This is a genomic window from Jeotgalibacillus sp. R-1-5s-1 (assembly GCF_004405105.1).
In the GTDB taxonomy this organism is placed as follows: Bacteria; Bacillota; Bacilli; order Bacillales; family Jeotgalibacillaceae; genus Jeotgalibacillus.
Map to the genome: position 1 here is coordinate 354,480 of NZ_SORW01000002.1, position 13,973 is coordinate 368,452.

13 protein-coding genes are annotated in these 13,973 nt (G+C 45.1%); 1 reads left to right on the top strand and 12 read right to left on the bottom strand.

The annotated features are described in order from the left end of the window. Position 1: 1 nt before the first annotated feature. Genes gmk through E2491_RS01810 form a run of 3 tightly spaced genes read right to left on the bottom strand, consistent with a single transcriptional unit; the run spans position 2 to position 1,791 of the window. Positions 2–616, bottom strand: a complete 615-nt coding sequence (gmk, locus tag E2491_RS01800) for a guanylate kinase (RefSeq protein ID WP_134372272.1) — start codon at positions 614–616, stop codon at positions 2–4. 6 nt (positions 617–622) lie between these two features. Continuing rightward, a complete protein-coding gene (gene remA, locus E2491_RS01805) occupies positions 623–886 on the bottom strand; it encodes an extracellular matrix/biofilm regulator RemA (RefSeq protein WP_134371931.1) in 264 nt (87 codons plus the stop codon). A 29-nt stretch (positions 887–915) separates the two neighbouring features. After that, on the bottom strand, positions 916–1,791 hold the full coding sequence (locus E2491_RS01810) for a YicC/YloC family endoribonuclease (RefSeq protein WP_134371933.1): 876 nt from the start codon (positions 1,789–1,791) through the stop codon (positions 916–918). Between the two features lie 112 nt (positions 1,792–1,903). Here E2491_RS01810 and E2491_RS01815 point away from each other — a divergent pair, with 112 nt between their 5' ends. Next, the gene (locus E2491_RS01815) at positions 1,904–3,616 is read left to right on the top strand and encodes an Rqc2 family fibronectin-binding protein (RefSeq protein ID WP_134371935.1); all 1,713 of its coding nucleotides are present in this window, start codon (positions 1,904–1,906) and stop codon (positions 3,614–3,616) included. A gap of 164 nt (positions 3,617–3,780) precedes the next feature. Here the strand turns inward: E2491_RS01815 and E2491_RS01820 are convergent, their stop codons facing one another. The 9 genes from E2491_RS01820 to E2491_RS01860 form a co-directional block, all read right to left on the bottom strand. Continuing rightward, positions 3,781–4,152 carry a VOC family protein gene (locus E2491_RS01820; protein WP_134371937.1) on the bottom strand — a complete coding sequence of 124 codons (372 nt, stop codon included), beginning with the start codon at positions 4,150–4,152 and terminating at the stop codon, positions 3,781–3,783. A gap of 273 nt (positions 4,153–4,425) precedes the next feature. Then, complete coding sequence (gene pyrE / locus E2491_RS01825; protein ID WP_134371939.1) at positions 4,426–5,034, bottom strand: orotate phosphoribosyltransferase; 609 nt, start codon at positions 5,032–5,034, stop codon at positions 4,426–4,428. Continuing rightward, a complete protein-coding gene (gene pyrF, locus E2491_RS01830; protein ID WP_134371941.1) occupies positions 5,031–5,738 on the bottom strand; it encodes an orotidine-5'-phosphate decarboxylase in 708 nt (235 codons plus the stop codon). Before pyrF ends, pyrE begins: the two co-directional genes overlap by 4 nt. Next, positions 5,710–6,651 carry a dihydroorotate dehydrogenase gene (locus tag E2491_RS01835; RefSeq protein ID WP_134371943.1) on the bottom strand — a complete coding sequence of 314 codons (942 nt, stop codon included), beginning with the start codon at positions 6,649–6,651 and terminating at the stop codon, positions 5,710–5,712. Before E2491_RS01835 ends, pyrF begins: the two co-directional genes overlap by 29 nt. Then, positions 6,644–7,417, bottom strand: coding sequence for a dihydroorotate dehydrogenase electron transfer subunit (locus tag E2491_RS01840; protein ID WP_134371945.1), 774 nt, complete (start codon positions 7,415–7,417; stop codon positions 6,644–6,646). Before E2491_RS01840 ends, E2491_RS01835 begins: the two co-directional genes overlap by 8 nt. Beyond that, positions 7,414–10,608 (bottom strand): carbamoyl-phosphate synthase large subunit, encoded by a 3,195-nt coding sequence (gene carB, locus E2491_RS01845; RefSeq protein ID WP_134371947.1) that lies wholly within the window; start codon positions 10,606–10,608, stop codon positions 7,414–7,416. The genes E2491_RS01840 and carB overlap by 4 nt, the downstream gene beginning before the upstream one ends. After that, a complete protein-coding gene (locus E2491_RS01850; protein ID WP_134371949.1) occupies positions 10,601–11,692 on the bottom strand; it encodes a carbamoyl phosphate synthase small subunit in 1,092 nt (363 codons plus the stop codon). The genes carB and E2491_RS01850 overlap by 8 nt, the downstream gene beginning before the upstream one ends. Continuing rightward, positions 11,693–12,958, bottom strand: a complete 1,266-nt coding sequence (locus E2491_RS01855; protein ID WP_134371951.1) for a dihydroorotase — start codon at positions 12,956–12,958, stop codon at positions 11,693–11,695. Continuing rightward, positions 12,942–13,847 (bottom strand): aspartate carbamoyltransferase catalytic subunit, encoded by a 906-nt coding sequence (locus E2491_RS01860; RefSeq protein WP_134371953.1) that lies wholly within the window; start codon positions 13,845–13,847, stop codon positions 12,942–12,944. The genes E2491_RS01855 and E2491_RS01860 overlap by 17 nt, the downstream gene beginning before the upstream one ends. Between the last annotated feature and the right edge of the window lie 126 nt (positions 13,848–13,973).

The window sequence follows — 13,973 nt, forward strand, 5'->3', positions numbered from 1 at the left end:
ATTATTCTACCTCCAGCATTTTTTTATAGCGGGCTTCTACCCGTTCTCTTTTCAGGTGCTCTGCCATCACAATCGCATCAATACGCTCGCAGGCAAGTTCAACCTTGTCATTCTCAACAACGTAATCATATAGATTCATCATTTCAAGCTCTCTTTTAGCAGCTGCCACACGGTTTTGAATGACATCATCCGTTTCCGTTCCTCTCGTAACAAGACGATTTTGTAATTCTGAAAGACTTGGCGGAGCTAAAAAGATAAAAAGCCCTTCCGGAAACTTATCCCGGATCTGCTTTGCACCTTCCACTTCAATTTCAAGAAATACATCTTTACCATTGTTGATCGTTTCACGCACATAATCAACCGGTGTACCGTAGTAGTTGCCTACGTATTCTGCATATTCGAGGAGCTTATCCTGTTCAATAAGTAACTCGAATTCTTCTCTTGATTTAAAGAAGTAGTCCTTTCCATCGACTTCGCCTTCTCTTGGAAGTCTAGTCGTCATGGAAACCGAATATTCATATGCCGTATTTTCCTGTGAAAACAATTCTTTGCGAACCGTTCCTTTCCCAACACCAGATGGACCTGACAAAACGATCAGGAGTCCCTTTTCTCTAATCATGTATTACCCTTCTTCCTGACTATCATCTTTATCTGTAAACCGGGATGCCACTGTTTCAGGCTGAACCGCAACAAGGATCACGTGGTCACTATCCATAATCATAACCGCTCTTGTCCGTCTGCCATACGTAGCATCGATCAGCGTACCGCGTTCGCGGGCATCCTGAATCAGCCTTTTAACCGGAGCAGATTCCGGACTGATAATGGTGATGATGCGATTTGCTGATACGATGTTTCCAAACCCGATATTAATTAGTTTAATTGACATCCATGACACCCCTCTGCCTTCATCCAAAGTTATTCGATATTTTGTACCTGTTCACGGATTTTCTCAAGCGTTGATTTCATTTCTATCACTGCAGAGGCAATGGTTTCATCATTCGCTTTTGATCCGATCGTATTGATTTCACGGTTCATTTCCTGGGTCAGAAAATCCAGCCGTCTGCCAATCGGTTCATGTTTTTCAAGCGCCTGCTCAAACTGAGATAGATGACTGATCAGCCTGGTGAACTCCTCTGTCATATCCGCCTTCTCAGAAAAAACAGCTACTTCTGTAAGCAGCTTACTTTCGTCTATTTCACCGTTCGTATATTCACGCATTTTTTTCTCAAGGCGATCCTTATACTTCCGGGAAACAGCAGGACATTTATTTTTTGCTTCATCTGCAATTTGCCTTAATGATTGTACTTGAAAACGCAAATCCTTTTCAAGTTCTTTTCCCTCATTTTGTCTCATCACAGAAAGCTTTGCAGATGCTTGTGCAGCTGCCTGCAGAATAATGTCTTCCGTTTCATTCACCGATTCTTTTTTTTCGGTAACTGAAAACAGCTCCGATTGCTGAAATAAATGCTCGAGCTTAAGTTCATCCTGAAGATTGTACCTTTTTTTCGCCTCTTCTGCAAAAGCTGCAAAAGAATCCAACAGCGCCCAGTCTACCGACAATTCGTGGCTACCGCTTCTTAACCCTTCGAAAGAGACATAGACGTCCACTTTTCCGCGTTTGATGGTGGAGCCAATCATTTTTTTAATCCGATCCTCAATTCCCGAATACAGTCGCGGGATCTTTACAGAACATTCCTGAAAGCGGTGATTGACTGATTTAATTTCAACTGTTACTTCCAGGCTGTCATGCCCGGCTGTTCCGCGTCCAAATCCGGTCATACTTGTTACCATAATGCCGTTCACCTGCTTATTCGAAATAGATGTTATTCATTATAGCATACAGCAGCAGGAAAAAGATGATAAGATGAAACGGAAACACGAGAAAGTGAAAAGAGGGATTACAATGTCTTTTGACGGAATGTTTACGAGGGCAACTGCTCACGAATTAAAAGAAAAGCTAGATGGAGGAAGAATCAGCCGGATCCATCAGCCGTATGAAAACGAACTGATATTTGTCATTCGTGCTAAAGGAAAAAATCATAAATTATTATTATCCGCTCACCCTTCTTATTCACGTATTCAGCTGACAGAAGAGCAATACGACAACCCTGCGACACCTCCAATGTTTTGCATGCTGCTACGGAAGCACCTTGAGGGATCGATTATTGAATCGATTGAACAAAAAGAAATGGAGCGAATTATTCTAATAGAAGTAAAAGGACGGAACGAAATCGGGGATGTCTCCTATAAACAACTGATTGTCGAGATCATGGGACGTCACTCCAACATTATTCTCGTTGATAAGGAACGGAACATGATTCTAGACAGCATTAAGCATTTAAACCCATCCGTTAACCGCGCGAGAACGATCATGCCAGGATCTCCTCTCCAATGGCCACCTGGGCAGGGAAAGCTGAATCCGTTTGACGTAACGGAGGATCAGTTCCTACGGGCACTTGACTGGAACTCAGGACGCCTAGATCAACAGATTGTTCAGCAGTTCTCAGGCTTCTCCCCTATACTTGCAAAAGAAGTGACACATCGCGCAGGTCTTGCGACACGTGAAGGATTATATAAAGCATTCAGCGAAGTCATTGAAGCATTTCGCTCACATCAATATCATCCTGCTTTCATGCATGCTGATGGAAAAGATTATTTCTATCTGATACCACTTAACCATTTGAAGGACAAATCATCTGACTCGTTTGACACACTCGGTCAGCTCCTCGACCGGTATTATTTCGGCAAAGCTGAACGCGACCGTGTCAGACAGCAGGGGCATGACCTTGAGCGGTTTATTAAAAACGAAAAAGAAAAAAATGAGCTGAAAATAAAAAAGCTCGCTAAAACACTTGATCAGGCTGCAGAAGCTGAAAAATACAAGCTGCTTGGTGAACTCGTCACAGCAAACATTTACGGGATTAAAAAGGGAATGAAAGAAATAGAGGTTCTGAATTATTATGAAGAGGCTGCTCCTCAGATTACCATTCCACTCGATCCGCGAAAATCACCATCTGAAAATGCCCAGCGGTACTTTACGAAATACCAGAAGGCTAAAAATTCAGTGGATATTGTCAAGGAGCAGATCAGTCTTGCAGAAAAAGAGATAGTTTACTTTGACCAGCTCATTCAGCAGCTCGACTCCGCATCACCTTCAGACCTTGAAGAGATGCGCGAAGAACTTGCAGAAGAAGGCTATCTGAAAGCTAAAAAAAATAACAAGAAAAAACAAAAGCCGGTTAAACCGGTTCTTGAAGAATACATGTCTTCAGACGGCACGCTCATTCTGGTCGGAAAAAATAATAAACAAAATGATTACCTCACGAATAAAGTGGCAGGCAGAGATGAAATCTGGCTGCATACAAAAGATATACCGGGCTCCCATGTGGTTATCCGCGATAAAGAGCCGGAAGAAAAAACCATTCTGGAAGCTGCAGCGATCGCAGCTTACTTCAGCAAAGCACGCGCCTCAAGCTCCGTGCCAGTTGATTTCACGAAAATCCGCCATGTAAAAAAACCGAACGGGTCAAAGCCTGGATATGTGATTTATGAGCAGCAGGAAACCGTTTATGTAACGCCTGAAGATGAACTGATCAGGCGTTTAAAGAAAAAGTAAAAACAGGAAGAAATCCTGTTCTTACCCTAAGTATGCACCATTTTTTACAGCGAATCATTAAAATGGTAATACTTTTCCTGACAAAAAAGGGAACGTCCGATATAGACGTTCCCTTTCTTATTTCTGTAATACACCTGTTAACTCCATAAGAGCGGTATTTCAACTCACCAGTGTACTTGCAGTTTATTACCATTAGGGTCGTAAAAATGGAAAAAAGAATGGCCATGATCTTCTTTTATATCATCAGTCTTAACTTGATGATCAAGTAAATGTTGATGAAATTGAAATAATTCCGGACTTGTAAAACCAATGATAAATTCCTGTCTATTGTCTATTGTAAAATGAGCAAATGTTTCATCACCTGATGGAATTAAAATAACTAAAAACGGTCCTTCATTTACTTTTAAAACGGCGCGCTCTCCGGTAATATTCAGCAATTGAAAACCAAGTATATCTTCATACCATTGAGCAGACCACTCTAAATCTTTTACAGGAATTCTAATATAATGCACTTGATCAATAAATGATTTACTCATCGTTTCCTCTCCCTTATCTCACCTGGTACATTAATAAGTTCCCTATGCATTCAGTTTTTTCCTTCCATTCGATGAAATGAATCTGCGATTTGGAATAATAACGTTCTGACACTTTCGATTAATACCAGGAGAGAAGGAGCTACTTTCATAACCTTTTGAATTATCATCAAAGGTAATCTTAGTTATTTCGATGCAATTAAATAAATTCCACGAACTCAAATCCTGTTTAAGATCACTGGTTGATTCATTGTATTCAACTAACCACCCGATCCTCTAAAACTGATCTTTCCATTCCCTCAAATATTCAGCGCTGTTTTTCTCTATGTACCCGCCTTCAACCGCTTCTTCAATCAGTGTGTCAAAGTCCGTCAGTGAGTAATACGGGACGCCTGCTGTGTCAAAGTTATCTTTTGCTTTTTTGAAGCCATATGTAAACAGACTCACAACACCGGCTACTTCCACTCCTGCTTCTTTCAGTGCCTGCACAGCTTCGAGGCTGCTTCCACCTGTTGAGATCAGGTCTTCAATGACGACGGCTTTTTCAGCTGTCAGCACTTTGCCTTCAATCTGATTTCCTTTGCCGTGTTTTTTGGCAGATGAGCGGATATAGTTCATCGGGAGGCCCATTTTTTCACTGACCCAGGCTGCATGAGGGATTCCTGCTGTTGCGGTACCTGCGATGACACCTGCATCAGGAAATTTTTGTTCAATCAGTTCTTTGAACAGTTCAGCAGCATAAGATCTCACTTCAGGGTAGGACATGGTCAGGCGATTGTCGCAGTAAATGGGGGATTTGATGCCTGATGCCCAAGTAAATGGATCGTTTGGGCGAAGCTCTACTGCTTTGATTTCAAGTAACATTTGTGCAAGCTTTTGATTCATTCCAACCCGCTCCATTCTTTTTTTATGTCGTAATACGCTTGTACCGGATCTTCACTTTGTGTGATGGCTCTTCCTACAACGATGGCTGTAGATCCCAACTGTTGCGCTTCTTTTGGTGATGCTATTCGTACCTGATCATGAAGATCTCCTCCGGCTGGACGGATACCCGGGGTTAACCTGATAAAAGGTTCTCCAATCGCTGATTCAATGGCTTTACACTCCTTAGGTGAACATACGACACCATCCATTCCCGATTTTTTCGCGAGTGAAGCATAATGAACAACCGAATCAATCAGCGTGGTTTGGATGTTTTGTTCACTTCTCATCTGGTGCTCTGATGTTGATGTCAGCTGTGTCACCGCAATGATCGAAGGCCGTTTTACACCGGAGGCTCCCTGGGCCAGCCCCTCTCGAGCCGCTTCCATCATTGCCTGACCCCCTGCAGCATGAACATTGACGAGATCCACTTCAAGAGAAGCAAGCCCTTTCATCGCTTTGCGGACAGTTGTCGGGATATCGTGGAGCTTAAGATCAAGAAAAATGCGGTGTCCTTTTTCCTTCAGCTGATACAGCATGGAAGGGCCGTTTTGATAAAACAGCTCCATTCCAACTTTTACATATAACGGCTCTGCAAATTGGTTTAAAAAATGCTCTGCTTCCTGAAATTCAGCAAAATCAAGCGCGATGACCGGCTGCTTCTCCATGTCTCATCCAGCTCCTTCCTCGTAAATCAAGTATATGGTCTGCGCCGAGTTCATCCAGGATAGAAGGCAGCTCTTGTATAATCTCCTGACAGACGAACGGATTGACAAAGTTAGCCGTACCCACTGCCGCTGCACTCGCTCCGGCAGAGATAAAATCAATCACGTCCCACGCTGAGCTGATACCGCCCATTGCGATGATCGGAAGGGTTGTCTGCTGACTCACCTCATAAACCATCCGGAGCGCAACCGGCTTAATTGCCGGTCCTGACAGTCCACCTGTTTTGTTGGCAATGACAGGCTTTCCCGTTTTATGATCGAGCCTCATGCCGACTAGCGTATTGATCATCGTTAAACCATCCGCTCCGCCTTCTTCACATGCTTTGGCCATTTCTGTGATACTCGTTACATTAGGAGAAAGCTTTACATATACCGGAACCTGGGAAACTTCTTTAACCTTTGCGGTCAGATTCCTGGCAGTCTCAGGATCTGTTCCAAATGCAATGCCCCCTTCTTTGACATTCGGACAGGAAATATTTAATTCAAGTGCTGCCACGTTTTTGGCTGCGGAAATTTTTTCAGCCACTTTAATATAATCCTCTGCTTCAGATCCAGCGATATTCGCAATGATCGGAAGGTCAAACTGTTCAAGCCATGGTAATTCCGTCTCTATGACTTTTTCAAGCCCGGGATTTTGCAGTCCGATGGCATTTAGCATTCCTGAGGAAGTCTCAGCTACGCGCGGCACCGGATTTCCTGCTCTCGGATGAGGAGTCGTCGCTTTAATCATGATGGAACCTAATTCACTTAGATCATAAAACTGACTGTATTCCCGACCAAACCCAAAGCATCCTGATGCCGGCATGATCGGGTTTTTCAAAGATAATCCCGGCAGTGATACGGATAATCTATCCATAAATCAGCTCTCCCTTCCTGAAAACAGGTCCGTCTGTACATACTTTTTTATACGGAACATCTGGATCCTTCACTTCGCACACGCAGGCAAGGCAGGCACCAACGCCGCATCCCATACGCTGCTCCATCGACACAAAGCCCGGAATATGGGCAAGCTGTTCTTCAACAGCAGCAAGCATTGGCACCGGTCCGCATGCATAAAAGGCATCAGCATGGATCAATCCCTGCTGTTCAATGACATTGGTGACAAACCCTTTACAGCCATGTGAGCCGTCAGCGGTGGCGATCAGTGTTTGACCAAGCTCACTGAATTCCTTTTCGTAAAAAACGACCCGCGCCGATTCAAAGCCCAATACGTGCGTAACTGAGGCTCCTTTTTCAACGAGCTGCTTAGACAATTCATACAGTGGCGGAACCCCGATGCCGCCTCCAATCAGGAGCATCGATTTTCCTTTTACATCCTCATTTACCTGGTATCCGGATCCGAGTGGACCGAGTACATCAATCGTGTCATAAGGACTTTCAGCCATCTGTTTTGTTCCAAGCCCTGATGCGCGGTAAATCACTGTCATCGTATTTTCTTCCTGATTGTACGAGGAAATACTGATCGGCCTACGTAAAAGCGGGTCGTTACCTGATGAGGTCCTGATGTGAACGAACTGACCAGGCGTCCGGATCAGGCTCACCAGCTCCCCCGATAAAGTCATTTCATAAATCTGGTGAGCGAGCTTTTTATTACCGAGCACTTTCATCTGCTCTCTGATCATACGAATGCCGCCTTTTTCCCTGATTTATTCATTGGCTTCATCGTAAAATTCATAGACTCAAGCACGCTCAGCATGGCTTCCGCCGTATCGAGTGAAGTCAGGCAGGGAATTCCATTTTCTACCGATTCACGGCGAATTCTGAAGCCGTCACGTGCCGGCTGCTTGCCTTTCGTTAATGTGTTAACGACAAGCTGAATTTCACCTGACTGGATGCCGTCGATCAGTGTCTTTCCGCTTTCTCCAATTTTACTGATCGTCTCATTCGGAATACCTGCCTCATTTAATACAGCAGCCGTTCCTTCTGTGGCCAGAATGTGATAACCGAGCTGATGGAACCGTTGTCCAAGTGTTGCCGCAGCTTCTTTATCTTTGTTGGCAACGGTCATGAGAACGGAGCCGTAATGACGGATGTTCATGCCCGCTGCCGTCAGCCCTTTATAGAGTGCTTTTTCAAGCGTCTCGTCTTTACCGATGACTTCTCCGGTTGATTTCATTTCAGGTCCGAGCGTAATATCGACACGCTTCAGCTTAGCAAAAGAGAAGACAGGTACTTTTACATAAACTCCATTGACCGGATCGAGCAGCCCTGTTCCAAACCCGAATGATGTGACTGATTCACCAAGAATGGCTTTCGTCGCAATGTTCGCCATCGGTACACCTGTGATTTTACTCATAAACGGCACGGTGCGGCTCGATCTTGGATTGACTTCGAGCACATACACTTCACCTTTTGAAATAACGTACTGAATGTTGATCAGACCTTTAATATTGAGTCCTTTTGCCAGGCGGACTGTATAATCCTCAAGCGTTGAAATGTGTTCAGTTGTCAACGTCTGAGGCGGATACACGGCAATGGAGTCCCCTGAGTGAACACCGGCACGTTCAATGTGTTCCATAATACCCGGGATCAGCACGTTTTCTCCATCACAGATTGCGTCCACTTCAATTTCTTTTCCTGTCAGGTAACGGTCAATTAACACAGGATGCTCAGGGCTTGCCTTTACCGCACTCGTCATATACTGACGCAGCTCCTGCTCCTGATAGACGATTTCCATCGCTCTGCCACCAAGCACGTATGATGGACGAACGAGCACCGGATAACCGATTCGGTTGGCGATCGATACGGCCTCTTCCTCTGACACGGCCGTCTGTCCTTCCGGTTGCGGGATGCCAAGCTTCTTAAGCGTCTTTTCAAACTGATCACGGTTTTCTGCGCGATCAAGATCTTCAAGTGAAGTTCCGAGGATTTTAACACCTCTTTCAGCAAGGCCGTCAGCTAGATTAATGGCTGTTTGTCCTCCGAACTGAACGACAACCCCTTCTGGCTTTTCAAGGTCAATAATATGCATAACATCCTCAAGCGTCAGCGGTTCAAAATACAGCTTGTCTGAAATAGAGAAGTCAGTTGAAACCGTCTCAGGGTTACTATTGATGACTATTGCTTCATATCCGGCTTCCTTAATCGCCCACACTGAGTGTACCGTTGCATAATCAAACTCCACGCCCTGACCGATACGGATCGGACCGGATCCAAGCACGATCACCTTTTTGCGGTTGCTGACAACTGATTCATTTTCCTCCTCATACGTTCCGTAAAAATACGGTGTGGAAGATTCAAATTCTGCAGCGCACGTGTCCACCATTTTATAAACAGGGATGATGTCCGCCTGCTTGCGTCTTTCATAAATGGCAAGCTCTGTCGTGTTCCAGAGTGATGCGATCGTTTTATCACTGAAGCCCATTCTCTTTGCTTCATAAAGTGTTTCATCAGACTGACCGGCAGCCAGTTCTTTTTCAAATTGAACGATTTTATTCATTTTATTAAGAAAGAAAAGATCAATTTTGCTCCAGTCATGGATCTCTTCCACGGTCACACCCATTCTCAGTGCTTCACCAATATAAAACAGGCGTTCATCTCCAGCCTTCCTGATTCGTCTTTCAATCCACGCAGGTTCGTGTGTACCGATTTCAAGATGATATACATCGTTTTCAAGGGAGCGCACTGCTTTTAAAAGAGATTCCTCAATGCTGCGGCCAATGGCCATCACTTCACCAGTCGCTTTCATCTGAGTGCCAAGATTACGCTTAGCTGATTCGAATTTATCAAAAGGCCATCTCGGAATTTTAGTGACGACGTAATCAAGTGCAGGTTCAAAGCATGCGTACGAGCTGCCTGTCACCGGGTTAATCATTTCATCAAGCGTCAGACCGACCGCAATTTTGGCTGCAAGCTTGGCAATCGGATAGCCGGTTGCTTTTGAAGCAAGCGCTGATGAGCGGCTGACACGCGGATTGACTTCAATAATGTAGTATTGAAAACTGTCAGGGTCGAGTGCAAGCTGAACGTTACAGCCGCCTTCAATACCAAGTGCGCGGATGATTTTCAGTGAGCAGTCACGAAGCATCTGATATTCCCGGTCACTCAGTGTCTGGGAAGGTGCGACCACGATTGAATCTCCCGTATGAATGCCGACCGGATCAATGTTTTCCATATTACAGACAACGATTGCATGGTCATCTTTATCACGCATCACTTCATATTCGATTTCCTTGAAGCCTGCGATACTTTTCTCAAGGAGACATTGGGTAACCGGGCTGTATTTCAGGCCTGATGAAACGATTTCAATGAGTTCTTTTTCATCATGACAAATTCCGCCTCCTGTCCCCCCGAGTGTAAAAGCAGGACGGACGATGACCGGGTAGCCGATCTCATTAACAAAAGCAAACGCTTCTTCGAGGTTATGAATGATCTCACTTTGAGGAACCGGCTCATTCAGTTCATTCATGAGATTGCGGAACAGATCGCGATCTTCAGCCTGCTGAATGGCTGACAGCTTTGTACCGAGGATTTCAACATTACACTCTTCAAGAATACCGCTTTCTGACAGCTCTACAGCCAGATTAAGTGCGGTTTGTCCTCCAAGCGTTGGAAGAAGCGCATCCGGGCGCTCCATGCGGATAATTCTTGAAATAAACTCAACCGTTAATGGCTCCATGTATACTTTATCCGCGATTTCCGTATCGGTCATAATGGTGGCGGGGTTTGAGTTAACAAGAACTACCCGGTAGCCTTCTTCTTTCAGAGCAAGGCAAGCCTGTGTCCCTGCGTAATCAAATTCTGCTGCCTGACCAATGACAATCGGACCTGAACCGATCACAAGAATGGAATTAATATCTGTACGTTTAGGCATGCTGCATATCCCCCTTAGCTGTTTCACTCATCAGTTTAAGAAACCGGTCAAATAATTCGTTCGCATCTTCAGGACCCGGTGCTGCTTCCGGATGATACTGGACGGAAAAAGCGAGTCCATTTTCGTGTGCAATCCCTTCAACAGTACCGTCGTTTAATGCTTTATGTGTTACCTGTAATGCGGTTCCTTCAAGAGATTTTTCATCAACTGCATAGCCGTGATTCTGTGCCGTAATGGCGACTTTCCCTGTAGAGAGCTCCTTGACTGGATGGTTGGATCCGCGGTGACCGAATGTCAGTTTAAATGTGTCCGCACCCCCAGCGAGTGCTAACAGCTGATGGCCGAGACAGATGCCGAATATCGGCACTTTTCCAATAAGATTTTTCACCGTTTCTGTTGATTCAGGTACCGACTTTGGATCCCCCGGTCCATTCGACAGGACCACACCGTCCGGATTAAGGTGTAAAATCTCTTTTGCCGTCGTCTGGTAAGGAACGACAATGACGTCACATTGACGTTTATTAAGTTCACGAAGAATACCGTGCTTCATTCCATAATCAATCACCACGACGCGGTTTCCTCTTCCAGGACTCGGATAAGGTGACTTCGTTGATACTTGTTCCACCTGATTCACCGGAAATGATGTTGCTTTTAACTCCTGCACAACCTTTTCAACATCCGTTTCAGCCGGACAGATCTTTCCTTTCATCGTTCCGTGACTGCGCAGAAGACGTGTCAGCCTTCTCGTGTCAACACCTGAAAGTCCGGGAATCTTTTTTTCCTTTAACAGCTCGTCAATGCTTGCTTCACTGCGGAAATTCGAAGGAAGATCACATTCCTCTCTTACGATCAGCGCTTTAATAAATGGATGAATGGATTCAAAGTCATCCCGGTTGATGCCGTAGTTGCCAATCAACGGATACGTAAGCACCACCATCTGTCCGCAGTACGATGGATCAGATAGAATTTCCTGATAGCCAGTCATCCCAGTATTAAATACGACTTCACCTGATGTTTCTTCTGTTGCTCCAAATCCTTTACCGTTAAATACTGAACCATCTTCAAGTACAAGCAGCTTTTTCATTTATTTAACCTCCTGAAAGACAATTATTCCGCTTTTGATCGTCATCACCGGTTTTCCTGTTACCTTTTCTCCATGAAATGGTGTGTTTTTTCCTTTTGACAGAAATTCGCTGCGTTCAATCACATGCTCTTCCTGGCAATCAAGCAGCACCAGATCAGCCACACTGTTCTGTTGAATTCGCCCGGTCTCGAGGCTGAACACTTCAGAAGGCTTTACTGCGAGCCACTCAATCAGCTGCTCCAGCGTCCATTTTCCCGTTTGAACGAATTCCGTATAGAGGAGCGAAAACGCAGTCTCAATTCCTGAAATACCAAACGGTGCCCGAAGCATACCTTCTTTCTTCTCTTCTTCTGTGTGAGGGGCATGATCTGTGGCAATAAAATCAATTGTTCCATCTTCGAGTCCCTCTATTAACGCTGCCTGGTCCTCCTTAGACCTGAGCGGCGGGTTCATCTTAAAGTCTGCATGATCACCCGGGATATCATGTTCGTTTAATAAAAGGTGGTGCGGCGTGACTTCTGCCGTCACGTGAATGCCTGCCTTCTTGGCATCGCGGATGACGCGCACTGATTCCTTTGTGGAAACGTGGCAGACGTGGTAGTGACAACCTGTTGCTTCAGCCAGCAGCACATCCCGCGCAATCTGAACGGACTCACAAACGGATGGGATACCTGGCAGCCCAAGCTCTTTTGATTTCTCTCCATCATGCATGCAGCCACCGTGAATCAGCGTATTATCTTCACAGTGCGCAACAATTGCTTTATTCAGTGAAGCGGCTTTTTGCATCGCCTTTAACATCTGATCGGCACTCTGTACCCCTACCCCGTCGTCTGTGAAAGCAAAGGCGCCCGCTTGTGCCAGAGCCTCCATATCCGTCAGCTCTTTACCTGCCTGATTGGTCGTAATTGCCGCATAAGGCAGCACCGAGATACATGCATTTTGCTTGATTTTTTCCTGTATGTTTTGAAGTGTTTCAAGGTCATCCGGGACCGGCCGCGTATTTGGCATGGCACAGACTGTTGTATAACCGCCTTTTGCCGCAGCCAGCGTCCCTGTTTTGATTGTTTCTTTTTTCTCCCCACCAGGCTCTCTGAGATGTACGTGAACATCTACAAATCCCGGTGCAAGATACAATTCATCTGCGTCGATGACCTGTTCATTATGTAATGGCGCTAACGAACCGGTTTCTGTAATTGTTCCATCTGAGACCCTGACATCTGTTATGCCTTTTTTAAATACGTTTGCCCCTTTAATTAATAAGCTCATGTTTTAATTCCTCCCGTTTTAATATTACGTACTGCAGCATCGCCATTCTCGTTGGCACGCCATTTTCCATCTGTTTGAATATACGGGAGCGTGAGCATTCCACGAGCTCATCAGCAATCTCCACACCCCGGTTCACCGGTGCCGGATGGAGAATAATGCTTTTATGCTTCATTCTCTTTTCGCGCTCCACCGTCAGACCGAATTCCTGATGATACTTCTCTTTTGTAAACGACTCACCAAATGTATGCCGTTCATGCTGAACCCGGAGCAGCATAAGCGCATCACTCGTTTTTACGGCTTCATCCATCGGGATAAATGGAACATCCGGCATCTCAGGATCTCTCCACTGTTCAGGTCCTGTAAAATTAACATCAGCTCCAAGCCTTTTTAAAGCAAAAGTGTTTGACCTCGCCACACGGCTGTGCCGGATATCACCTGCAATGGTCACTTTCACGCCTTCAAAAGTTCCGAACTCCTGGTAGATCGTCAGGAGATCTAGCATACACTGCGAAGGATGATGCCCCATACCGTCTCCACCATTGATTAAAGAAATGGAGACATGATCTTTCAGCGCATCAAAATACCGTTCCTCACTATGACGGATGACCGCTACATCCACCCCGATTGCTTCAAGCGTTTTGACTGTATCGTAGAGGGATTCACCTTTATGAACCGAGGCAGTCCCCGGGTCAAAGGAAAGAACATTCATTCCAAGCTTTTTTTGTGCCATTTCAAAGCTGCACTTTGTTCGCGTACTGTTTTCAAAAAACAGGTTCACTGCATATTTTTCAGGCATTGGAATCGGCTTCTGATGTTTCAGCACCTGTGCCTGCTGGATCACCTCAAAAATATCTTCAACTGATAGCTCGTCCATGGTTAAAAAATGCATTCTGATCCTCTCCTTCTTGATTTGAGTATGAAAAAACCGCCTTCTATGCTTCCAGAAGGCGGTTTTAGACAGACGGATCCCGTCAAAACCCCTTTGAAAGCCTCTCTGGACTTCATTTAAAAGGAT

Bases quoted from the DNA above. Each gene is read 5' to 3' on its own strand.
- E2491_RS01850 (WP_134371949.1), bottom strand. From the start codon at position 11,692: ATGAAAAAGCTGCTTGTACTTGAAGATGGTTCAGTATTTAACGGTAAA.
- pyrE (WP_134371939.1), bottom strand. From the start codon at position 5,034: ATGAATCAAAAGCTTGCACAAATGTTACTTGAAATCAAAGCAGTAGAG.
- E2491_RS01855 (WP_134371951.1), bottom strand. From the start codon at position 12,958: ATGAGCTTATTAATTAAAGGGGCAAACGTATTTAAAAAAGGCATAACA.
- E2491_RS01810 (WP_134371933.1), bottom strand. From the start codon at position 1,791: ATGGTAACAAGTATGACCGGATTTGGACGCGGAACAGCCGGGCATGAC.
- carB (WP_134371947.1), bottom strand. From the start codon at position 10,608: ATGCCTAAACGTACAGATATTAATTCCATTCTTGTGATCGGTTCAGGT.
- E2491_RS01860 (WP_134371953.1), bottom strand. From the start codon at position 13,847: ATGCATTTTTTAACCATGGACGAGCTATCAGTTGAAGATATTTTTGAG.
- E2491_RS01840 (WP_134371945.1), bottom strand. From the start codon at position 7,417: ATGATCAGAGAGCAGATGAAAGTGCTCGGTAATAAAAAGCTCGCTCAC.
- E2491_RS01815 (WP_134371935.1), top strand. From the start codon at position 1,904: ATGTCTTTTGACGGAATGTTTACGAGGGCAACTGCTCACGAATTAAAA.
- pyrF (WP_134371941.1), bottom strand. From the start codon at position 5,738: ATGGAGAAGCAGCCGGTCATCGCGCTTGATTTTGCTGAATTTCAGGAA.
- E2491_RS01820 (WP_134371937.1), bottom strand. From the start codon at position 4,152: ATGAGTAAATCATTTATTGATCAAGTGCATTATATTAGAATTCCTGTA.
- E2491_RS01835 (WP_134371943.1), bottom strand. From the start codon at position 6,651: ATGGATAGATTATCCGTATCACTGCCGGGATTATCTTTGAAAAACCCG.
- remA (WP_134371931.1), bottom strand. From the start codon at position 886: ATGTCAATTAAACTAATTAATATCGGGTTTGGAAACATCGTATCAGCA.